The organism is Dyella sp. 01N448 (genome assembly GCF_056399225.1).
Genome location: NZ_JBFTQX010000006.1, coordinates 81,536 through 104,131, shown reverse-complemented (window position 1 = coordinate 104,131; position 22,596 = coordinate 81,536). Strand labels below are relative to the sequence as shown.

Below are 22,596 nucleotides of genomic sequence, written 5' to 3'. Positions count from 1 at the left end.
GCGTGCGATCGCGTTTCCAGGGGAATCCATGTTTTTTCGTCGCACGGCTTTCTGGCTGCTGGTGCTCTTTGGGCTGGCGTTTTCCCTCGCTACGGCTCCGACACCCGTACATGCTCAAGTCCAGAACAACGGATCGACGGAGTCCCAAGCGTACGCCGGGTGCGTGTACGACATTTCTTACTTTAATTTCTATCAGTATTACGGAACGTATTGCCGAAATGTCATCTCCCGATGTCAATGGGTGCTATACGCCCCCAGCGGCACCATCTTGGGAGGCTGGTTCTATAACTGCGGTTCTCCCCAAGATGATTTTCAAACCGCCGTCAAGAGTTTAGGTAATAGCACGGGTTGCCATTGCAGTGAGGGTGACTCCGGAGGTGGAAAGCCTTCCAGCGGAACGCCGATGGCGGGCGACCCCATAAACACATTCTCGGGCAACGCGTATCTGCAAGAAGAAGATTACAGCAGCGATCAATGGCTCACTTTTCGACGCTTTTACAATAGCTACAACGTTGTTGCATCGGCAGCGATGGGTCTGCAGTGGCGTCATAGTTTTGATCGTTCTCTGGATATCTCTGGCACACCGGCTACCGATATCGTGGTGCTTCGTCCCGATGGTACACAAGAGTTCTTTACTAAGACGAACGGGCAATGGAATACTGGTTTCGATAGCGCGGATACGCTCGCCGAGATCGATGACGGTCAAGGCAACCCCATTGGATACACGGTTTTCCTCGCTGCACTTGGCCACGTTGAGGCATATGATGCGAACGGTCTGCTTCAATCGGCCGTCGACAGGACCGGCAATGGCATCAACCTGACGTACAGCACGTCGCAGACTCCGACGACGGTCGCTCCTGCGTCAGGGCTTTTGCTGACGGTAACGGACCCTAAGGGGCGGCAACTCAAGTTCACATATGACGTCGGCTATCACCTCCATCAGGTCACGCTTCCCGATAGCGGAACACTGACATACGCGTACGACAGAGTCGGCAACTTGCAGTCAGTGCAGTATCCCGACAACTCCATTCGCACTTACGTATATAACGAATCCAATCTAACGAACGGTGGAACCCCTACGTCCGCCATGACCGGCCTGGTGGATGAGGCCTCTACGCGGTTCTTGACCACTGCGTTTGATTCGACCGGCCGGGCCATATCGACGTATCTAGCGGGTAACGTCAATGCCACCAGCGTTACTTACAACGCCGATGGCTCGTCCACCGTGCAGTACGCTTTGGGCGGTTCGACAACAATAAACTTCGCGGCCGCGAACAATGCCGTTCAAGTGGGCTCCGTCAGCCAGTCCTGCGGGACGTCGTGCGGCCAGCCCTGGAAGACACGCACCTACGATACGAACAGCAATCCAGCCAGCTACGTTGACTTCAACGGGTATACCACGGCGACCACCTATAGCAACGCCGCATTGTTGACCCAGCAGATTGACGCGAGGGGCCAGCCCACTCAGCGCACCACCAACTTCACCTGGGACACCGCACAGCGCGTCCCGCTCACCAGAACCGTCTTGGACAACAACGGCAACACCGTTGCCTACGGTGCATGGGTCTACAACAACGCCGGTCAGGCGAGCGCACGTTGCGAAGCGGACCCCACGGTCGCCGGAGGCCTGGGATACGCCTGCGGCAGCAGTGCCAATGCCCCTGCCGGCGTGCGCCAATCGCGCTATACCTACTGCACCGCCGTCAACACAACGCAGTGCCCGCTCGTCGGTCTGCTGCTGAGTGTTGATGGCCCACGCACCGATGTCTCCGACATCACTAACTACAGCTACTACCTCGGCACGGATGAATCCGGCTGCGGTACGCAAGGCGGCGCTTGCCACCATGTCGGTGATCTCTATCAGGTCACCAACGCGCTGGGTCAGGTCACAACCTATGTGGCCTACGACAAGAGCGGCCGTGTGGTGCGCCAGGCCGACGCCAATGGCGTGATCACGGATCTCACCTATAGCCCCCGAGGCTGGCTACTGACGCGGACGGTGCGTGCCAACAGCAATGGAACGCCCTCCTCCGGCGACGCCGTAACCACCATCGGCTACACGCCCTACGGCTCGGTGGCCTCGATCACGGATGCCGACGGAGTCAAGGTGAGTTACACCTACGACGCCGCGCATCGCCTCACCGACATCACCGATGCCTTGGGCGATCGCATCCACTACACGTTGGATGCGGCGGGCAACAAGACGCAGGAGCAGACGTTTGATCCCAGCGGCACGGTACGTCGCACGCTATCGCGTACGTACAACACCCTGGGCCAGCTCACCAAGGTGACGGACGGGCTGAGCCATGCCGTGTTCAACGCCACCTATAGCGACAGCTACGACGCCAACGGCAACCTGGTGCACACCGCCGATGCGCTCGGCGTCCAGCGCAAACAGGGTTATGACGGGCTGAACCGCCTGATCAGCACCATCGACAACTACAACGGCACCGACACCGCCACGCAGAACACGCAGAGCGTGTTTGCCTACGACGCCAATGATCGCCTGGAAGGCGTGGGCGATCCGGATGGGCTCAACACCACCTACAGCTACGATGGCCTGGGCAACGCGACTGGCGTGCAGAGTCCCGATACGGGCGGCACCACGTACGTCTACGATGCAGCGGGCAATGTCACGCAGCGCACGGACGCCAAGGGCGTAGTGAGCAACAGCACCTATGACGCGCTCAACCGTCGCACCGCCACCACCTATGCCGATGGCACGCTCAACGTCGCCTACGGCTACGACGAGCCCAACAGCGTCACCGGCTGCACGGCCTCGTACCCGACCGGTCGCCTCACCCGCATCGTCGAAACCGCCGTCACCACGGTCTACTGCTATGACGCGCATGGCAACGTCACGCGCAAGAGCCAGATGCAAGGCACGGGCACCGACATCACCGCCTACGGCTACACCCTGGCCGACCGCGTGGCCAGCACGCTGACGCCGTCGGGCACATCCATTCAGTACAGCCGCGATGCTGCTGGGCGGATTAACGGCGTCACCGCTCTGCCTCCGGGCACCAGCGGCGCGGGGGCGGGCAATGTGGTCACGGCCATCAGTTACCTGCCCTTCGGGCCTATCGCCAGCTACACGCTGGGCAATGGTCAGACCATCACACGCACCTATGACGCCAACTACGCGCTCACCGACGTGGTGAGTCAGGCGCTCAACTTGCACTTCGCGCGCGATGCGATGGGCAATATCACGGCCCTGGGTAATGCACCGGGCGCCAATCCGGCCGTGGAGAGCTACAGCTATGACCCGCTGTATCGCCTTACCAGATTGACCGACGGCAACGGCAACGTGGAAGAGGCGTACACCTATAGCAAGACCGGCGACCGCCTGAGCAAGACCGCTAGCGGCCTCGCGACGGGTGTCTACACCTATCAAGCCGGCACGCATCACCTGGCCAGCATCGGCAACGCCTCGCGCGCTTATGACGCGAACGGCAACACCACGGGTAGCGTCACCGGCGGCAGCACATTCGGCTACGGCTATGACGGCCGTAACCGCATGACGGTAGTGCAACGCGATGGCAGCACTGTAGGCACGTATACGTACAATTCACTCGGGCAGCGTACTGCGAAGGTGGCGACCTTCCCTGCAGCTGGCAGCCAGCGTTTTTCGTACGACGAATCGAGTCAGCTACTTGGCGAGTACGGCAGCGCTTTGCGCGACTACATTTGGCTGGGCGCCTTGCCGGTTGCCGTGGTGGATACGGCGGGCGGCGTCAGCGTGGTGAGCTATGTGCATGCTGATGGACTGAGTACGCCCAGAGTGGTCACGGACGCGACAGGCGCTTCCATCTGGCAGCTGGCGTATCAAGGGAATGCGTTTGGCGAGCAGCAGCCGACGACTTCAGGGGGCTTCGCCTATAACCTGCGATTCCCCGGCCAGTACTACGATGTGGAAAGCGGCCTTGTCCACAATGGTTACCGCGACTACGAGCCGGCCATTGGTGGATACGACCAGCCCGATCCGTCTGGGTTAGCTGCAGGACCGAGCTTGTATGCCTATGTAGGTAGCAATCCGCTGAGCTTCGTGGATTCGCAGGGATTGCAGGCAGAGAACGAGCGTGACTTACTCGAACCTGTCGATCTGGCCGGGCCACTCCAAGGCGCCAATTACCGGGAAACGCTCAATCGTGTTCGGCAGTATGACCCGGACTTCGAAGACTCCGTCGCCTCACGAAAAGAAGCAAACTACACGCGAGCTGACGTTGAGCGCTTGGAAGAAGTGTTGCGCGGGAAAGCGATGGAAGGATGCCGCGCTCCATCAGCGCAACGTCCGTCTAAGACTCCAAATACCGGAGCGCCGGGAACAACCTACACGAATCCAGGGAGCGGTCAGCAGCGCACATATGGCCCGGACGGGAAGCCGCTTTTTGACGTGGACTACGACCATGATCATGGCCAAGGAGTGCCGCATACGCACGATTGGACTGATGGTGTTCGCGGGCCTGGCGTGCCATTTAATCCCAATAATGGGAACTGACTTTTCTCGAGACCAATGATGACCGACACAATTGCACTAGTTTTAAATCCGCAGCCCGTGGAGAGCCTTTCTGCGCTCGCTGAAAAATTACCAGTGTGGGTCGTTTCGACATCGGAGAATGCAGCGGCGGTTCAAGCGTTGCGCTCATCGTTGCCGCCAGGGCATTTGACAACAATTCTTAAACGCCCCGGCGAGAGCGACGAAGATCTTGCTGTTCGATCGGCGCTGGATATTGATGATCACTACGGCGCAGCAAGCCAACCCAACCCCTACACCGTGCTTTGGGTTATTGGATCGAATGACAAAGTGCTTGCTGAGCAGTTAAAAGAAGATCTTGAGTTTAATGGGGTAGAAATGACTAGCGATGGGTTCAAGGTAATGCGCTAACGATTGCGCAGTCTGAAAGGCGGAGATCATGGACAATGATGATCGCTTGAGGCTTGCCGTGGAGCGTGTTGCCGATATCGCCGAATCGATCTCCGGCGACCGCGACAAAGCGATCGAGTGGATGAGCCAGCCACTCGCCACGTTCGCTGGAAGAACCGCGCTTGAACTGATCGCCGAAGGCAGCACCGATGACGTGATCGGTTATCTGCAATCTTGTTCATCCGGCTACGTCGGATGAACACCACGAGCACGTGACATCGGTAGCGCGATACTCCGCTACCGATGTCACGTGCCAGGAGAGAGGTTGATGAGCTACGCCACCGACGATGCATAAATGTCGAGCACGTGGGAAATCCTCTTCCATTGCAGCGGCCTTCTCTCGCCAGAGATACCCTAGAGGCCATCCGACACATCGCCCTGACTTGTAGTCAGGGGACAGACGTGGGTGGAGTGAGGCGTGGCGCTGACTGCAGAGGCATTGGATGAGCCAGCCGCAGTTTGGGGCGCACAGGGGGCGCCATATTCGTCGGCCGTGCGCACGGCGCGACGCGCGACGCGCGACGCGTTCAATCTCGCCGAGCAGCACCTCAACGCCACTGCTATCACCCTCGGCACGATGCAGCGCGAGAACGCCGCGCTTGAAGTCTTCCGCCGCAGCGTCAACGCGAGTGGTGATGTGCGGGGGTCGACCTCGGAGCGGATGCCGGTCTTTCGCTTCAGAGAACTGATCAACTTGCCAAGCTCAGCGGACGGGTCGAACGTCTTTACCTTCCGCCGGCTCATGCTTGCCTCACCGTTCTTGGCGTGTGTGGTGTCTTCCGCCCGTTCTCGTCGAGACCGTATTCGGCAAAGATCTGGGCCATCGTCTTTTCGCCAGAGGCGATTTGCTTCTTCTCAAGCTCGAACTGTTCTTTACCAATGATGCGGTCTCCCCGAACCTGGCTAAAGTCCGGCTCATACACCGGCCAGGCATATTTCGGTCGCGGCGGCAGCGGCTCAGCGTCCAGGTCGTCAGCGTCGTCGTACCTGACAATTGTGGTGGTCATTGGTTGGAGCCTTCCTTGGCCAAGAGATAAATAAATCTGACCCCGCTATTGCGCCGCAGCCCCTTCCGAACGGCACCGCCGGTTCATTGCCCCTGCGACCGCCAGGGCCGCCAAGGCTCTGCGTCATGCCCCGGAGGCCTCCAAACGTCGTCCTGACCCGGCGACGGCCATCGCCCGGCCACGAGGCAATCAGTGAACCGGTGGCGTCAGGAAGGCCGGCCCGGATCTGATCACCGGACCGCCGAACAGGGGCATTCCAAAATGGCTCCCGGCAGCCTTCTTTGGCGTTGCCATGGACTGCACCGACATAGCGCCACTCCCCGCCGCTTTGGAGAGTTGCCATACTGCGTTCCAGGGAGTTCCGGAGGCACCCGATCAGAGGCGTAGCTGGTTGGGGTCGTGACGCGGTCGTGCGATGCGCACGGCCATCGCGATGAGCGGCACATCGGACGGGGAGAACGGATATGGCCTTACCCCTGGCGGCACATGGCATCGATCTGAATTCACGATGATGCCTGCACGCATGAGTCGCTCGCTCTTGCAGGCGATACTTGCCGCGCTGCTGCTCCACGCAGCAACGGGGCACGCGCAGGAGCTGGAACCGCGAACCTATTCACCCTCCCCGACAGGCACGAATTTCGTCGGCCTGGCCTATAACCGCCTTACGGGAGACGTGCTGACGGATCCTTCGCTTCCGATCTCGCATGTCGAGGCACAGATCAACACCGTCGCACTTGGCTATGTGCGCACCTTCGGACTGGCTGACCACACGGCCTCGCTCGGCATCGTCATACCTGGCGTCAGCGGCGACCTCAGCGGTAACGTGATCGATGCGCCCACCGCCATTCACCGCGAAGGCATGGGCGACGTACGCCTGCGGTTCGCATTGAATCTCGTTGGCAATCCGGCGATGTCTCCCGAGGAATTCGCCAAGCGCACGCCCGAGACCTCGATAGGTGTGAGCCTGACCATGTCCGCGCCGACGGGACAGTACACGTCGTCCCGACTGGTGAACATCGGCACCAACCGTTGGTCGTTCAAGCCCGAAATAGGACTGATGCAACCGTGGGGGAAATGGTTCGTTGAAGCCTCCGTCGGTGCGTGGATCTTCACCACCAATCACGACTACTACGGCGGAAAGACGCGCAGCCAGGACCCGTTAATGACCGCCCAGTTGAACGGCGGATATACCTTTGGCCCGGGACTCTGGCTTGCGGCTGCCATCGGGTACGCAACGGGCGGCAGAACCAGCCTCAATGGCATCGATGATGACAACCGACAATCCAACGCCCGCTACGGGCTGACCCTGTCTGTCCCCTTCGCCCGAGGCTGGTCGGCGAAGCTCGCGCTGACCAACGGACTGGTGACACGCGTCGGTGGCGACTACAAAGGCGTCTCCCTGGCCATCCAGTATCACTGGTTCGATCGGTGAGTTGATCGCGTTGGCGTGGTGCTCTGACCACAAAGCGGTGATGGCGGCGACTCGGTTGCGGATTCTGATCAACGCATAGCCTGCCCAGCACGCGCCTCTCCCAACACCGCACCACGTCGCCCGGGGGCCTGAATCAACGCAGCGCGATAGGCCTCACGCGCCGCTGCGGCATCGCCTTGTAACAGCAGCAACTCGCCCAATTGCTCGCGTGCGGGAACTGCCGGGCCGGGTGTTACCGGGCGCTTCTCCAGGCTATCTTCGCGATCGGCGGCGGACTGCAGCAGCGACCGCGCCTGGTCGGCATGGCCCGTGGCCTGGCTCTGCCATGCGGCGACCTCGTCGGCGAGTATGGCCGTCTGGGTGGCCCAATAGTCATCGCCAGAGTCACGCAGCTGCTTTTCAAGCTGACGGAGCCGCGTGACTTCTGCACCGGCGTCCGCTGGGTGACCGGAGCGCGCAAGACCGATGCCTTTGGACCAAACCGCGATGGCGAGGATGGTAGGCGATGCCCGGGGCATCGGCGCCACCTCAGCCGCATCACTCCAACGACCGCGCTCGACCGCGAGCCGTATCGGCATGATGGTGGCTGCATAGGCGATCGCGAACTCCGTTACGTCCAGTGCACGCATGGCTTTCATCTCATCAACCACGCGTTGGGCGTCGCCATCTTTCCCCTCCTGAAGATAGGCGTAGACCAGGTAGTCCATGGCGTGAAACTCGCCCATCGTATCGCCATGCTGATGTGCGGATTCCTTGGAGGCGAGATTGGAGTGGACCGAATCGTCCCATAGGCCAAGCCGGGTGAAGATGTGCGAAGGCATATGCAGCGCGTGGGGTGCTGACGGGGCGATCTTCGCGTACACGCGGGCGGCCGGCAGACCTTGCTTGGCCAGTTCTTCGCTGTCGCAGGCATGGATCATGTAGTGGGCAAGGCCCGGATGATCTGGATGCGCGCGAAACAGCGGCTCCAATATTGCGACGGCATGCTTCTGCTTGGCGTGTGTCTTGTCGGCTGGTGATGCATTGGATAGCAGGGCCAGGGCGTAAAACACCTGCGCTTCCATATCCGTCGGGTGGTCGCTTGCCACTTGCTCCATCGCCTGCTCGTAGGCTTCCGTTCTCTGGTTCGCCTTGAGCCCCGGGGTCGCCTGAAACAGCACGCTGCCGGCGCTGATGAAGCCCTTTTCGCGATCGGATGCCGCACCAAGCTCGACAGCCCGCTGCATGTTCCGCTGCGCCTGCCCAAAGGATGCTGGCGGTAACGATGGCGACCACACCGGATGAAAATGCACCATTGCCAGGCCCCAATACGCCATGGCGCAATGCGGGTCCTTCTGCGCAATAGCCTGGAAAGCCTGCTCCGCTGGCGCGTAGGCGAACGAATGCAGCAAGGCGACGGCGCGATTGAAGGACGGTTGCACCGAAGGGGCGCATGAGATCGGGAACGATACGTCTCCCAACTTTTCAGGGACGCCGTGATCGTGGGCCTCTTGTGCCAGGGCAGGCGAAGCGATCAAGACAAGCACGTACAGAGCTCGCAGGTATCGAAACATGGGCTACTCCCCGGAGTGCGCAGGTATTGTGCATCACTGGCGGGCGAGAGTTTGTGCATGGCACTCGGGCGTATGGCCTATTTCTCGCTTGGCGCGAGAGCAGACCCTCGATTGCAGCGGGTCGCCAAAGCAGCATTAGCGGGGGAAAATGCACCCTGCCCCGGCCTCACCAGTTTCAGCGCACAGGATTTGCTCCCACAAAGAGCAGCCAAGCAACGTTCAATCCGTGACCCATGGGCCTGCGTGCCCCCTTGTGGGAGCGCACCTTGTGCGTGACCGCAGCGCTGGGATGTGCCGCTCCGAAGGCTTGTCGCGCACAGGGTGCGCTCCCACAAATGGCGGTCCGCTGCCGTTGATCCACGACCCGAAGCCGGTGCCATCCACTGTAGGAGCGCACCTTGTGCGTGACCGCAGCGCTGGAATGTGCCGCTCCGTAGGCTTGTCGCGCACAGGGTGCGCTCCCACAAATGGCGGTCTGCAGCCGTTGATCCACGGCCTGAAGCCGGTGCCATCCACTGTAGGAGCGCACTTGTGCGCGACTGCGGCGCGTGGATGGACCGCTCTGTTGGCTGGTCGCGCACAAGTGCGCTCCTACATAAAGACTCTCGGTCAGGTTGCCTGTTTACGGGTGCGCTGTCGTCCTCGTTGCTCCTGTTCCAGAACCCGTTGCCGCCTCGCTCGTCGCCCGCAACGGCGCCAACGATTCAAACTTGCGCTGATATTCGTCCGTCACCTGCTTGGCTTCTTCACTGCTGGTGATCACACGCAACGGAAACACCACCTTGATTTACACTTTCGAGCGTTGAAAACCGTGGTAGCGCAGCGCATAGTCATGCCAACCAGGAATCTCCCGGGCGTCCCGTTACATCCAGCCGTGCAACGCTTGCATCGAAGGATTGGCTCGTTGAACGAAGAGAAGGCTCGGTACGGCATCCTGATCACCGACGACCATCCGGTCATGCGTGATGGCTTGCGCATGGTCATCGAGGAAGAGCCCGACCTTGAAGTGGTCGGCGAGGCATCGGATGGCAAGGAAGCGATCCAGCTGTTCCGCAAGTTTCTTCCCGACCTGTTGTTGATCGACTTGCAGATGCCCGAGGTCGACGGCTTGCAGGCCATCACCACGATCCGCGGCGAATTTCCCGATGCCACCATCATCGTGTTGACCACCTACCCCGGCGATGCGCGCGTAGTTCGCGCGTTTACCCTGGGTGCGACGTCCTACATTCTTAAAACGGCCCGCCGCGACGAGATCATCAAGGCGATACGCGGCGCGCTGGCCGGACGTCACACCGTGGCGCCTGAAGTCGCCCAGGAGATCGCCACCCATACCGGCCGGGAACGACTGACGGAACGCGAGATCGGCGTGCTGCGCCTGGTCGCGGAAGGCCACAGCAACAAGCAGATCGCCGAGGTGCTGTTTATTTCGGAGGACACCGTCAAGGCGCGCATGAAAAGCATCATGGGCAAGCTGGAGGCTGAAGACCGCACCCATGCCGTCATGATTGCCATCCGGCGCGGCTTCATGGATGCCCCCAGATAAAGACATCCATGCTTGCGGGCAGATGCTCAGACCGTCGCCCTGCCATGACTGGCCAATGATTTGCGCCACGCGCGAGGCGTCACGCCCATCTTCTGGGTGAACACGCGGCTCAGGTGGCTTTGATCGGAGAACCCCACGTTGCAGGCGATATCCGCCAGCGATGCGTCGGGATTCGCCATCAGGTCAAGGGCCAGCTCGAGGCGACGCGACAACAGCCATTGATGCGGCGAGACGCCGGTGCTCTTTTTGAAGCCCCGGATAAGCGCGCCCACGGAAATACCGCAAGCTTCGGCCAGTTCGCTGACCGCCACGCCTTCAAAGACCTTGTCGCGCATCATCTGCATCACCAGCCGTTGCTGCCACGGCGCCAACGCACCGCGGGTGATCACCGGCCGTTTGGCCGTGCCACCGTATTCGGCCGCCAGATAGGCGCACAGGCCGTGCAGCAGGTGCTCCACCAGCTTCTGGTGCGCGCCGCCAGGGCTCGCGAAGATGGGCAGCAGGGTCTGGCCGATACTCGAAATGATCGAGTCATGGAAACATTGCCAGGGCGGCGTGGACAGCTCACCCGCATCGCCCGTGTCGCGGCATGCTCCGAGTTCTCGCAATGCCTCTTGCGGCACGTAGAAATACAGCGAGTGCAACGGATCGCCGATGTAGGCCACCGGATCGCACCTCAGATCGAGCACATAAACGGTGCCGGCGGGATACGGCGTCGAACATACCGATCGTCCGTCGTACCAAAGCTCGTGCGTTTTCTGTTCAAGGAAATTGAGGCAGACCAGATAGGCGTGCTCCATCCCCATCGGACTGGTGATGCCATAGCCTGCGCGGTCGATCCGCAGCTCGGTGACGGCGAGCCGGATGCCCTGCTGCGTCTGCGCCCGCAGCACGCGCGGATTGCTGATCTGGAAGGAGCGACCGAGTCGCTCGCCAAAGGCACCTTGATACATGGATATCTCCGGGCCAACGTCTTCGTAGAAGCTTGCTGGCTCAGCTAGCCCCTGAGCTCAGCAAGTTACCGATGACGAGCTAGGCCCGATGCCTCCCTCCGGGTACCTGTGGTCACCCGAAGGCCTGAACAAAATGACTCGAAAGTGTCGAAAAGAAGCCCGGCCCCCGCGAGGGCCAGGCTGAAGTTATCGACTTCGCAGGATTTTGCCGCCGACCGTCGAGCAGCCTTGATCAGGCGCACGGTCTGGCAAGCGGTCGCCTCAGCTTGTAGTGCTGGTGGCTGGTTTGGCGCCCGGGCCGGTTTCATGCAAGAAGAACGAGACGACAATCCCGATCGCAATCACCACCACCCAGAACTCACTGGAGTGGAAGAAGTGAACGCGGGGATCCACCACCGACGAGCCCACCGTGTTGCCCAGTTTCCGCGCGAACACGGGGCCCACGAGCGCGGTGACACTGAACGTGATGAAGTTGATCGCACCCGTCGCACTGCCTTTCACGCGATCAGGATTGGCTTCCTTGATGATGGTGTAAGGGATCATGGCCGATCCGGAGGCCACGCCAAACAACAGCAAGGTCGCCCAATTGGGGATCAGATCGGGAAGCCAGGTCAGTTGTATCGCGCAGATCAACATCAGCACTGCGCCAGCGATGAGCGCCACCTTCCGCCGACCCAGCGCATCGGCAAGCCAGCCGAACAGCGGGCAACCGAAAACCCATCCCAGCGGAACCATCGAGATGGCGAGCACGGCGTCGTGATAGCTGAACTGCCGGTCCAGCTGAAAGAAGCGCACGCCCCACACCATGTCGCCGATGGTGGTGGGAACAAACAGCAGGCCGGCAACGATGCCGCACAGATACGACTGCGGGTTGCTCAGCACCACCTTGTATGGCGCCAGGAATCCACCCGGCTCATTCGCTTGCCCTGCCCGGCTCTCGCTGGGCGTCATGGCCAGCAGCGCGACGCCCACCAGCAAGACAATCGCCCCCATCGCATTCCAGAATTGCGGAACGCTCACCATCCCGTGAATCAGCGGCCCCACGGCGAGCTGCCCCATGGAACCACCGAGCATGCCCAGGCATTGGGTGAAGCCAATCACCGTGGCCAGGCGCGTCGCCGAAAAACCCCGCGACGCCAGGTAGACGGCGCCAGTAAATGCAAATGCCGAACCCGCGCCTTGCAGCAATCGGCCAACGGTGCCGGTATTGGCATGAGGCAGGGCAAACAGAAGACATCCGAGCGCCAGGATCAGCATGCCCGCGGGCACCACATAGCGCGCGCCCAGGCGATCCAGCAGTACGCCTGCCACCAGGCTGGTCACGGAATAGGTGTAGTAGTAAGTGCCAAGGATGCTGCTGACGCCCAGCGCATCGACACCGAAGGCCCGCATCAGCTCGGGCAGCATCACGGCGGGCGACGATCGCGAGGCGTACTCGAGAAAGTAGAAGATCGCCGCCAGACACCATGCGACCACAAAAGCCGTGTGTTGCCGGGAGGGAGACACGGAGACGGAAGGCTGGGTCTTCATCACATCGACGCCTCGTTGGCCAAAAGGCAGCTGCGCACACCCCGAAGCGAAAAGGCACACGCCACCGCGTTCAGGGCGGCATGTCTTCCAGCTTCATGTCGTCCCGAGCGTAAGGATCGCCATCGCACACTGATTGGAGGATTGTGTGCGGGGTTGGCAATTCCTGATCCGTCCATGCTGGCGATGCCCTGCACCACTCAGGCATCTGTCGTGGGTCGGCCACCGGGCGGAAAATAGTGCTCGATGAACATGCGCGGAAGAATAAGCCCGATGGTCATGAAGAGTACGACCAGAAAGGCGGTTGTTCCGTTGGCAATTACGCTGGTGATCAGCTCGATCGACGCTGCCTGCGAAGTACCGCCCACCAGACGAAGCAGCGCACTGGCCGATTCGAACAGATAGTACCCAGGCATCATGGAGACGACTGCCGAGAACGCGATCGCCGCAAACGGCAAACGCAGGCGATCCACCACGGGCGTGATGACGGCGCCCACCAGCAGGCAGGCGACGAGCGCCGCCGTTGTCACGTGAAAACCCGCCAACGCGATAAGCACCCAGCGCAGCGCGTGCGCGAGCATTCCGATGGCGATGGGAAATGGCAGGAGACGCCAGGGCATCGAGAAGAACGTGCCAAAACTCGCCACCGCGAAACCCGCGGCGATCACATCGGCTAGGAACGGCACCGCCGCCGGCGTATCGGCCGGCAATGCCGTGATGCCGCCTGCGCCGAGTCCCGCAAGCAAGCCCACGCAGGTCAACAGGATCAACACACCCGCATAGGCGAGCCGTGATATCCCCAGCGAAATGCGGGTGCGTGCCAGGTCGATCGCGCCGTTAAGGATATGCGGACCGGGAATCAGCACCATGCACGGGCAGAAGGCCACCAGCGTCGGCGACGTCGACAGATGCATGCGAATGACGATGGCTCCAAGCAGTCCCGCCATCGCCGAGGCACATAGCGGCTGCGCCAGCGGACTGGTCCGCAGCCGCGCCAACCCGCGGCGCGCCAGCGCACCCGCGCCGGCACTCAGTGCGATAAGCCACAAGCTTTGGGCACTCAGCGCGCCGAAGATTACGCCCAGCGCCGCGGCGCCCAGGGCCGAAAACAGAACAAAGCGCAGCGTGGAGACCGCGCCTGTGCGTCCGGCCTCAACCAGCAAGGAATACGCGGTTTCTCTGGGCAGGGACTGCTTGCACACCCGATCCACCGCGTGGGATACGGCGAGCACTTTCCCCATGTCCACGCTCAGAGGGGCGCTCGAGGACACCTCGGAGAGCAGCGTGCCCTCGATCTCAACGGTCAATTCGCCCCATTGCGGCAGCACCCTCACGTCCAAACCGAAGGATCGCCCAAGCTGCTCCGTGGCAACCACGGTCCGTTCGGTCGTCTGCCCGTTTGCAAAGAGCAGACCGGCGGCAAGAGCGACCGTATCCAGCGACAGATCGCGCTCTTTTCGAACCGCGGCCGAGGGTGGGCACTTGCCGGCATCTGTCATGGCCCTGGTCCCTGCTTTCGACGACAAAGCCTTGCCTGATGCAGGTTGCATCTATCGGTGGAATGTCCTGCGCCAGGATAGGCAGCGCGCGCTTCTGCGGATTGGAGATCTTTGAGTCGAGCTGGAGATTATTGATACTTTCTGCACGGCTCTGCTTCGAAAATGTGACCCTGATCGTCGCCATCAAACACGGTGAGACACACGGGCATGGCAACGATTTTTATACCTGCCGTGTCAAACCCATTCAATCCGGCGTGATCGATTGAGCGTAATGTTCGTCTGTTGGAATAGCCCCATGCATTGACGCCGGAACCTGGGTGCAACGAGTGGCCGCCATCGGCCGCCTCTGCCATACGAGTCTCAGTCATATGAACGAAATGCCCGCATTCGCCTCGGACGCTCCGATCGAGACCCATCTGTCCGGCTTCGACTTGATCAACACCTCGATGCTGAACAAGGGAACGGCTTTTACCAACGAAGAGCGCGATCGCTTTCGCCTCCACGGCCTGCTCCCTCCCCATATCGGCACGCTCGATGTACAGGTGGCACGCCGCTTGAAAGTCCTGCGCGCGTTCAACACCGATTTCGAGCGTTATGCGTTTCTGCGCGACTTGCAGGACATCAACGAAACCCTTTTTTATGCGTTGCTGGTGGGCAATCTCGCCGAGCTGCTGCCCTTGGTTTATACGCCCACGGTGGGCGAAGGCTGCCAGCGCTTCAGCGAGATATGGCGCAAACCCAGGGGCTTGTTCCTGAGCTATCCGAACAAGCACCGCATCCGCGAGATTCTGGCTGACCCGCGCTTGGACAAGGTTCGCGTGATCGTTGTCAGCGACGGCGAGCGCATCCTGGGGCTGGGTGACCAAGGCGCCGGAGGCATGGGCATTCCGATCGGCAAACTGTCGCTCTACACCGGTTGCGCCGGCATTCACCCGGAATTGACGCTGCCCATCCTGCTCGACGTCGGCACCAACAATCAGGAGCGTCTTGCCGATCCGCTCTATGTTGGCTGGCAGCATGAGCGCGTCACCGGCCAGGACTACGACGACTTCGTCGAAGCCTTCGTCAGCGCCGTGATCGAACGCTGGCCGAATGTTCTTCTGCAATGGGAAGACTTCGCGGGATCCAATGCCAGCCGCCTGCTGGAACGCTACCGCGACCGGCTGTGCACGTTCAACGACGACATCCAGGGCACGGCCGCGGTGGCTACGGCCAGCCTGTTGGCGGCGATCAATGTGACCGGTGTGCAGCTGACCGACCAGCGCATCGCGATCGTTGGCGCCGGTTCGGCGGGCTGCGGCATTGCTTCACTCCTACTGCAAGCGATAGTCGATGCCGGTGCCAGCGAAGCAGATGCGCGTCAGCGCTTCTTCCTGGTCGACCGCAATGGACTGCTGGTGGAGGGCATGGCGAATATCACGCCCGCGCAGGCGCCCTTCGTGCAGAAGCGCTCGGCGGTGGCGTCCTGGACGCAGGAAAGCGCGAGCGAAATATCCCTGCTCGATGTCATGCGCAACGCCAGGCCAACGGTCCTGGTCGGCGTATCGGGGCAACGCGGCGCGTTCACCGAGACGGTCGTTCGCACCATGGCGGAACATGCCGAGCGTCCGGTCATCTTCCCACTGTCCAATCCCACGTCTCGTTCCGAGGCGACGCCGGAGCATTTGCTGGCCTGGACCAATGGCCGCGCCCTGATGGGTACCGGCAGTCCGTTTGATCCGGTGGCGTGGGACGGGAAGATGGTTCCAGTCAACCAGACCAATAACTCCTACATCTTTCCCGGCGTGGGACTGGGCGTGCTCGCAGCAGGCGCACGACGGGTCACGGATGCGATGTTCATGGTCGCCGGCAAAGCCGTCGCAGCGATGTCGCCAACCGTCAACGACAAGAATGGTCGGCTTCTGCCCCCTGTCGCTCAGCTGCGTGACGTGTCCATCGCCGTGGCCAAGGTGGTCGCCCGGCAGGCCCAGCTCGATGGTGTCGCCGATGACTGTGACGAGGCGACACTGTCCGCACGCATCAGCGCCCTCTTCTGGGAACCGCACTATCGGCCTTATCAGACTGCAAACGAGGCGTGATCGATGGGCGCGTAGCCTCGCGACAGGTGGTATCGCTCGCCAGTTTCACGGTGCCGCTTGCTTACTCTGCTGAACATCCGTACCAGAGACCCTGGTGAGCGTGTCGACACTCCAGTCGCCACCAACGGCCTTGATCAAGCGGACATCGGACTCCAGCTGACGCCGGGACAACTCGACGTAGGCACGCCGCTGCGCAAGGCTCACGCTTTGCGTGGCGACCACTTCCAGGTAGTCGGTGGCTCCCGCCTTGTAACGAGTGAGGGCCAGCTGTTCGGCGCGGCCGGAAGCGTCGACTGCGCGTTGCTGCGTGCCCGCTTCTTCGTTCAATACATGCACGGACGCCAGGTTGTCTTCTACGTCCTGGAAGGCCGAGAGCACCGTCTGTCGATAGTCGGCCGCGGCACCGTCTTCCTGGGCCTCGGCCTGGTGCAGCGCCTGCTTGCGGCGGCCGCCATCGAACAAGGTGCCGACCAGCGCTGGGCCAATCGCCCAGAAGCGGCTGGGCAGCGTCGCCAGCTGGGTGAATCGCGAAGCCTCGACACCACCCGACGCAGACAGCAGCAAGTCGGGAAAGAACGCTGAGGTTGCTTCGCCGACATCGGCATTGGCGGCAGCCACCCTACGCTCGGCTGCGGCAATGTCAGGGCGTCGCTGCAGCAAGGTCGAAGGCAGGCCCGGAGGAACCACCGGCATGGCGATCGCGCTGGTGGATGCGGCAATGGACAACTCCGCCGGTGCCACGCCGACCAACGTGGCGATGGCATGTTCAAAACGCGCGCGACTCTCGCCCAGGTCCACCAGTTGCGCACTGGCGACCTGCAACTGGGTCTCTGCTTCGGCAAGATCCGAATCCGATGCAATGCCGCCAGTGAAACGTACCTGCACGAGATCGCGCGCCTGCGTAAAGTCGGCAACGGTCTGCTGCAGCAAGGCCGTCTCCGCATCCACGCTGCGCAGGTCCACATAATCGATGGCCAGTTCCGCATGCATGGCCAGTCGAACGGAGGCGAGATCCGCCTCGTCGGCCTGGTAGCGCGCCTTGGCAGCGTCGACCTGGTGACCGATGCGATCGAACAGATCCGGCTCCCACGAGACATCCAGTCCGGCCTGGTAATCCGACACGGTTTTGCCGGCCAATGAACGCCCGACGACGTTCTGCGAGGTGTGGTTGCGGTCGGCGGCGACACCGGCCGTGATGGTCGGGTAGTACGCGGCACGTGCCTCCTTTTCCTGCGCCTTCGCGGCCTGCAGATTGGCGATGCTCTTGGCGATGGACTGATTGCCTGCATCGACACGTGCTTCGAGCTGGTCGAGTGTCTGGTCATGGAACAAGGTCCACCAGTCGCCGCGGCGCACCGTGTCGTTCGGCTGCGCGGCAACCCAGCCTGGTGCGGCACGCTGTGCCTCGGTTGCAACGGGCGCCGCCTCCTTGAAGTGATCCGGCACGCTGATCGGCGGCCGCACATAGGCCGGCCCCGGCGTGCAGCCCACCGACAAGCCCAGGCCGACAGCAACAGCCAGCGTGCTGGCGACGCGCGAAATAGTTGGGTTACGCATGGCTATGCCTCCGTCGCTCAGGTTGCATCTGCGGGGTGCGTGTTGATGCTCACCGGTTGCCCGTTGCTGACGGCATCGCCCGGGTTGACGATCACACGCTCGTTGCCACTCAGGCCCGTGAGAATCTCAACGCGCGTGCCGAAATCCCGGCCCAGGGTGACCGTCATCAAGCGCACTTGCCCCTTGCCGTCGACCGTCGCCACCTGCACGCCCGATGGACGAAACAGCAACGTATTGGCCGGCAACGAAAGCATGGCCTTGGGTGCTGCAAGGGCGAGACTTACCTGGGCATAGGCGCCCGGGGGAACGGCGCCATCGGCGTTATCCATATCCACTTCCACGCGCAGCGTGCGGCTGGATGGATCGATCGCGCCAGCCGTGCGTGCCACGCTTCCCACAAAGGTCCGGCCCGGATACTGCGGCAAGGTCAGCGTCGCACGGGCACCGATGGCCACATCCGCGGCATTGTCCTGCGGCACGTTGACGAAGATGCGCAGCTTGTCCGTTTCGGCCAGTTTGAAGAGCGCAGCCGGCGTGCCACCGTTGCCGGCATCGATCAAGGCGCCGACATCGATATTGCGCACGGTGACGACGCCATCGAAGGGAGCGTAGACCTTCTCGAACGATTGCAGCTGCTGAAGTCGGTCCACGTTCGCTTGTGCGGCTGCGAACATGGCTTGCTTCGCCTTCATCGTGCTCACGTTCTCCTGGCTGGATTGCTCGGATACCGCATTGCTCTTGAGCATGCTCTCCCAGCGCGAGGCGGTGACCTTGGCGATCTGATAGTTGGCTGAGGCGGTCGCCGCGTCTGCACGAGCCTGCGCGAGCTGCGCATCAACTTCCGGCGATTGGATTTCGGCCAGCAGCTGTCCGCTGTGAACATGCGTGCCGATATCGGTCAGCCACCGTCCCAGGTAGCCGCTGGTGCGCGCATAGATGCTGGCCTCCTGGAACGCCTCCACGTCGCCTGGCAACACGAGTGACTGCTGGAGCGGTGCATGGTCCGGGGCAACCACGGCCACCGTCGGCGTGCTGAGCGCCGCTGTCTGGCGCACCACCGCCGCGTGTGCAGACAGCCTCGGCAATCCACCGGCAGCCAGCGCCAGGCAGATGGCAGCCACCGGCAGAATGGCGGGAAGGCGCGAACGTGACGATGTCGGAACTGGAATAAGCGCGTTCATGGTGACTCTCCCATCAGGGCGTCGGAAGCGGGGAAGGAAGTGCGGGCAAGACATGTTGGCGGCGGCCGAGCCACGCGTGCACGGCGGCGAACACCACCGGGACGAAGACCAGCGTGGCCACGGTGCCGAACATCAGGCCGCCGATGACCGCGCGGCCCAGGGGCGCGTTCTGCTCACCGCCATCGCCCAGGCCCAGCGCCATCGGCAGCATGCCGATGAGCATGGCCAGTGCCGTCATCAGCACCGGACGGAAGCGGGTGCTGCCGGCATCAAAGGCGGCTTGCAGTGCCGTCGCGCCTTGCTGGAGCCGATCGCGCGCAAAGCTGACCACCAGGATGCTGTTCGCCGTGGCGATGCCGATACACATGATGGCGCCGGTAAGTGCGGGCACGCTGATGGTCGTACGGGTGACAAACAGCATCCACGCCATGCCGGCCAGTGCGCCCGGCAGCCCGCTGATGATGATCAGCGGATCGGTCCATGACTGGAAGTTCACCACCATCAGCGCGTACACCAGCAGTACTGCAAAGGCGAGCCCGAGCATCAGGCCCTTGAACGAGGACTGCATGGTCTGCACTTCGCCGCGCACCGCGATGCTTGAGCCCGCCGGCAGATGCGCCTTTGCCGCTGCAACCAGGCGATCGATATCGCCCGCCACCGCACCCAGGTCGCGTCCCTGCACGCCAGCGAAGATGTCAATCACGGGCTGCACGTTGTAGTGCGATACCACGGCGTCCTGCGACGTGCGGCTGAGCGTGCTCAGGGAGCCCAGGATCGGCGGCGCCACTTGCTTGACGCTGCCTGCGGTCAACGGAATATTGCCCAGCGCCTGCAGCGAATCGATGGTGTACTGCGGCGCTTCCGTGGTCAGCGGATAACTCACCCCGTTCTTGGGGTTCAACCAAAAGTTGGGCGTGGTCTGCGCGCTGCCTGACAAGGCAATGAGCAGGTTCTGGGCGATCGTGCGCTGCTGGAAGCCTGCTTCAAGCGCCTTGACGCGATCCACATCGACATTGATGGATGGCGCATCGTTCGGCTGCTGGATGCGTGGATCGACCAGGCCATCCACGTGGCGAAGCTGGGCCAGCAGTTCTTCGGCGACCTTGCGATTGCCCTCCTTGTCGTTGCCCACCACCTGCACGTCGATCGGCGACGGCAAACCGAAGTCCAGTGTCTGGCTGATGATGTCCGCCGGCAGGAACGAGAACGTCACGCCGGGGAAATCGTGATTGAGATGATCGCGCAGCGCGCTGACGTACTCCTCCGTGGGCCGGTGGTCGGGCTTGAGGGAGATCAGGACGTCGGCATCCGCAGAGCCCACGGGCAACGAGGAATCATAGGTCATGTTGATGCCGCTGACCGGCAGCCCGATGTTGTCGAGCACGCTGCCCAGCTCGCGCGGCGGGATGACCACGCGGATGCGCTGCTCCACCAGATCGACAAGCCGTGCGGTCTGCTCGATGCGCGTACCGGTGTGAGCGCGCAGATGGAGGCGGATTTCGCCCGTATCCGAGGTCGGGAAGAAATCACGGCCGAGGAAGGGCACCAGCAGCAGCGAACCGCCGCACACCAGGGCGAATATCACCGCCAGCCCGCGTGGGTGGGCAAGCAGTGTCTGCAAGGCGCCCTGATACCGCCCGTGAAAGCGCTCGAAGCCACGCTCGAAGCGCTGCTGGAACCGACGCAGCGCGCCGGCGCGCCCCTGCCCTGCACCATCGGCCACGCGATCGTTGCGCAGCATGTACATAGCCAGCGTAGGGATCAGAGCGCGCGAGAAGAAATACGACGCCAGCATCGCGAACACCACCGCTTCGGCCAGCGGCACGAACAGATAGCGCGCCACACCGGACAGCAGGAACATCGGCAGGAACACGATGCAGATCGACAAGGTCGATACCAGCGTCGGCAAGGCGATCTGCGCCGAGGCATCGATGATCGCGTCATGCAGCGACTTGCCCATATCCCGGTGGTGGCTGATGGCCTCGATGGCCACGGTGGCATCGTCGACCAGGATGCCCACCGCCAGCGCCAGGCCACCCAGGGTCATGATGTTGATGGTCTGCCCGAGCACGGAAAGCGCAATAAGCGAGGTCATCACCGACAACGGAATGGTGATGGCGATAATGAGCGTGGACCGCCAGCTGCCAAGAAACAGCAGGATCATCATGGCCGTCAGACCAGCGGCGATGAGGCCCTCGCGAACCACGCCCGCCACGGCCGAACTCACGAAGACCGACTGATCGGACACCGGCTTGATATCGAGCGCCTTGGGAAGACCCGCGGCAATCTTCGGCAGCATGCCCTTGACGGAGGCAATGATGTCCAGCGTCGATGCGTCGCCTGATTTCTCCACCTGCAGCAAGGCAGAGCGCGTACCGTCGACGCGCACGATATTGGTCTGCGGCGCAAAGCCGTCGCGCACCGTCGCCACGTCGCGCAGATAGGTCACGCCACCGTCCGTCGCCCTCACCGGCAGCATGTTCAATGCATCGACCGAGGTCGGGCTGCCGTTGAGGTTCACGTTGTATTCGAGCTCGCCGATCTTGGCGGTGCCGCCGGGCAGGATCAGGTTTTGCGCGTTCACCGCGTTGACCACGTCCAGCGGCGACAGGCTGTGCGCCTGCAAGGCCTTGGGATCGATGTCGACCATGATCTGCCGCACCTTGCCGCCGAACGGCAGCGGAATGGCGGCGCCCTGCACTGTCGCCAGCTGGGTACGGATGAAGTTATTGCCAAGGTCATACAGCTGCTGCTCCGGCAGGGTATGACTGGACAATGCAAGCTGCAGGATCGGCACCGTGGAGGCGTTGTACGAGATCACCAGGGGTGGCAAGGTACCCGGCGGGAGCACGCGAAGAATCGACTGCGCATTGGCCGACGCCTCGGCAATCGCGCGGTTGATGTCCGCGCCTTCGTGGAAGTACACCTTGATCACCGCGGTGCCGTTGACCGTCTGCGACTCCACGTGCTCGATGTTGTCCACATCGGAGGTCAGGGCGCGCTCATAGGGCGTGGTGATGCGGTTGGTCATGTCATCGGCCGAAAAGCCGTTGAACGACCACACGATGCTCAACACCGGAATATTGATGTTGGGAAAGATATCGGTCGGCGTCCGCAACACCATGAGCGGGCCAATGATGGCCAGCAGCAGGGCCAGCACGATGAAGGTATAGGGTCGCCGCAGCGCCAGTTGGACGATCCACATAGCAGGCTCCGTCTTGGACAGGTCAGGTCAGGCTGAAGGCTAGATTCAGGGCGCTTGCATGCCCCTGACCGCTTCCTGACAAATCTGTAATCACGCCTCCCGGACGCCCCGCGTATGATCGGCCCAGGCACCACGCG

Annotated in this window: 14 protein-coding genes; 6 read left to right on the top strand and 8 right to left on the bottom strand. The window is 62.0% G+C overall.

Annotation, left to right across the window (positions count from 1 at the left end; translation table 11 throughout):
• Positions 1-28 precede the first annotated feature (28 nt).
• The 3 genes from AC1DKY_RS12535 to AC1DKY_RS12525 are packed head-to-tail and all read left to right on the top strand — an operon-like array spanning position 29 to position 5,123.
• Positions 29-4,498 carry an RHS repeat-associated core domain-containing protein gene (locus AC1DKY_RS12535; RefSeq protein WP_441603655.1) on the top strand — a complete coding sequence of 1,490 codons (4,470 nt, stop codon included), beginning with the start codon at positions 29-31 and terminating at the stop codon, positions 4,496-4,498.
• 18 nt (positions 4,499-4,516) lie between these two features.
• Complete coding sequence (locus AC1DKY_RS12530) at positions 4,517-4,885, top strand: hypothetical protein (RefSeq protein ID WP_441603654.1); 369 nt, start codon at positions 4,517-4,519, stop codon at positions 4,883-4,885.
• 28 nt (positions 4,886-4,913) lie between these two features.
• Complete coding sequence (locus tag AC1DKY_RS12525; protein WP_441603653.1) at positions 4,914-5,123, top strand: antitoxin Xre/MbcA/ParS toxin-binding domain-containing protein; 210 nt, start codon at positions 4,914-4,916, stop codon at positions 5,121-5,123.
• Positions 5,124-5,664: 541 nt separating this feature from the next.
• Here the strand turns inward: AC1DKY_RS12525 and AC1DKY_RS12520 are convergent.
• Positions 5,665-5,931 (bottom strand): hypothetical protein, encoded by a 267-nt coding sequence (locus tag AC1DKY_RS12520; RefSeq protein ID WP_441603652.1) that lies wholly within the window; start codon positions 5,929-5,931, stop codon positions 5,665-5,667.
• 415 nt (positions 5,932-6,346) lie between these two features.
• Here AC1DKY_RS12520 and AC1DKY_RS12515 point away from each other — a divergent pair, with 415 nt between their 5' ends.
• Complete coding sequence (locus AC1DKY_RS12515) at positions 6,347-7,363, top strand: transporter (RefSeq protein ID WP_441611384.1); 1,017 nt, start codon at positions 6,347-6,349, stop codon at positions 7,361-7,363.
• Positions 7,364-7,431: 68 nt separating this feature from the next.
• Here AC1DKY_RS12515 and AC1DKY_RS12510 read toward each other — a convergent pair whose 3' ends face one another.
• Entirely contained in the window at positions 7,432-8,916 is a 1,485-nt protein-coding gene (locus AC1DKY_RS12510) for a tetratricopeptide repeat protein (RefSeq protein WP_441603650.1), read from the bottom strand.
• Between the two features lie 931 nt (positions 8,917-9,847).
• Between AC1DKY_RS12510 and AC1DKY_RS12505 the strand changes: the two genes are divergently transcribed.
• On the top strand, positions 9,848-10,459 hold the full coding sequence (locus tag AC1DKY_RS12505; RefSeq protein ID WP_441603774.1) for a response regulator: 612 nt from the start codon (positions 9,848-9,850) through the stop codon (positions 10,457-10,459).
• A 26-nt stretch (positions 10,460-10,485) separates the two neighbouring features.
• Here the strand turns inward: AC1DKY_RS12505 and AC1DKY_RS12500 are convergent, their stop codons facing one another.
• From AC1DKY_RS12500 to AC1DKY_RS12490, 3 genes are all read right to left on the bottom strand, one after another.
• Positions 10,486-11,412, bottom strand: coding sequence for a helix-turn-helix domain-containing protein (locus AC1DKY_RS12500; RefSeq protein ID WP_441603649.1), 927 nt, complete (start codon positions 11,410-11,412; stop codon positions 10,486-10,488).
• Between the two features lie 261 nt (positions 11,413-11,673).
• Positions 11,674-12,942, bottom strand: a complete 1,269-nt coding sequence (locus tag AC1DKY_RS12495) for an MFS transporter (protein WP_441603648.1) — start codon at positions 12,940-12,942, stop codon at positions 11,674-11,676.
• Positions 12,943-13,139: 197 nt separating this feature from the next.
• Positions 13,140-14,438 (bottom strand): threonine/serine exporter family protein, encoded by a 1,299-nt coding sequence (locus AC1DKY_RS12490; protein ID WP_441603647.1) that lies wholly within the window; start codon positions 14,436-14,438, stop codon positions 13,140-13,142.
• A gap of 368 nt (positions 14,439-14,806) precedes the next feature.
• Here AC1DKY_RS12490 and AC1DKY_RS12485 point away from each other — a divergent pair, with 368 nt between their 5' ends.
• Positions 14,807-16,516: an NAD-dependent malic enzyme gene (locus tag AC1DKY_RS12485; RefSeq protein WP_441603646.1), complete on the top strand. Its 1,710-nt coding sequence runs from the start codon at positions 14,807-14,809 to the stop codon at positions 16,514-16,516.
• 45 nt (positions 16,517-16,561) lie between these two features.
• Here AC1DKY_RS12485 and AC1DKY_RS12480 read toward each other — a convergent pair whose 3' ends face one another.
• The 3 genes from AC1DKY_RS12480 to AC1DKY_RS12470 are packed head-to-tail and all read right to left on the bottom strand — an operon-like array spanning position 16,562 to position 22,459.
• Positions 16,562-18,073, bottom strand: coding sequence for an efflux transporter outer membrane subunit (locus AC1DKY_RS12480; protein WP_441603645.1), 1,512 nt, complete (start codon positions 18,071-18,073; stop codon positions 16,562-16,564).
• Between the two features lie 17 nt (positions 18,074-18,090).
• On the bottom strand, positions 18,091-19,254 hold the full coding sequence (locus AC1DKY_RS12475) for an efflux RND transporter periplasmic adaptor subunit (RefSeq protein WP_441603644.1): 1,164 nt from the start codon (positions 19,252-19,254) through the stop codon (positions 18,091-18,093).
• A gap of 13 nt (positions 19,255-19,267) precedes the next feature.
• Complete coding sequence (locus AC1DKY_RS12470) at positions 19,268-22,459, bottom strand: efflux RND transporter permease subunit (protein ID WP_441603643.1); 3,192 nt, start codon at positions 22,457-22,459, stop codon at positions 19,268-19,270.
• Positions 22,460-22,596 lie beyond the last annotated feature (137 nt).

What these genes read in the sequence shown, in the direction of transcription:
- AC1DKY_RS12535 (WP_441603655.1), top strand. Translation starts at nt 29, where the DNA reads ATGTTTTTTCGTCGCACGGCTTTCTGGCTGCTGGTGCTCTTTGGGCTG.
- AC1DKY_RS12530 (WP_441603654.1), top strand. Translation starts at nt 4,517, where the DNA reads ATGACCGACACAATTGCACTAGTTTTAAATCCGCAGCCCGTGGAGAGC.
- AC1DKY_RS12525 (WP_441603653.1), top strand. Translation starts at nt 4,914, where the DNA reads ATGGACAATGATGATCGCTTGAGGCTTGCCGTGGAGCGTGTTGCCGAT.
- AC1DKY_RS12520 (WP_441603652.1), bottom strand. Translation starts at nt 5,931, where the DNA reads ATGACCACCACAATTGTCAGGTACGACGACGCTGACGACCTGGACGCT.
- AC1DKY_RS12515 (WP_441611384.1), top strand. Translation starts at nt 6,347, where the DNA reads ATGCGCACGGCCATCGCGATGAGCGGCACATCGGACGGGGAGAACGGA.
- AC1DKY_RS12510 (WP_441603650.1), bottom strand. Translation starts at nt 8,916, where the DNA reads ATGTTTCGATACCTGCGAGCTCTGTACGTGCTTGTCTTGATCGCTTCG.
- AC1DKY_RS12500 (WP_441603649.1), bottom strand. Translation starts at nt 11,412, where the DNA reads ATGTATCAAGGTGCCTTTGGCGAGCGACTCGGTCGCTCCTTCCAGATC.
- AC1DKY_RS12495 (WP_441603648.1), bottom strand. Translation starts at nt 12,942, where the DNA reads ATGAAGACCCAGCCTTCCGTCTCCGTGTCTCCCTCCCGGCAACACACG.
- AC1DKY_RS12490 (WP_441603647.1), bottom strand. Translation starts at nt 14,438, where the DNA reads ATGACAGATGCCGGCAAGTGCCCACCCTCGGCCGCGGTTCGAAAAGAG.
- AC1DKY_RS12485 (WP_441603646.1), top strand. Translation starts at nt 14,807, where the DNA reads ATGAACGAAATGCCCGCATTCGCCTCGGACGCTCCGATCGAGACCCAT.
- AC1DKY_RS12480 (WP_441603645.1), bottom strand. Translation starts at nt 18,073, where the DNA reads ATGCGTAACCCAACTATTTCGCGCGTCGCCAGCACGCTGGCTGTTGCT.
- AC1DKY_RS12475 (WP_441603644.1), bottom strand. Translation starts at nt 19,254, where the DNA reads ATGAACGCGCTTATTCCAGTTCCGACATCGTCACGTTCGCGCCTTCCC.
- AC1DKY_RS12470 (WP_441603643.1), bottom strand. Translation starts at nt 22,459, where the DNA reads ATGTGGATCGTCCAACTGGCGCTGCGGCGACCCTATACCTTCATCGTG.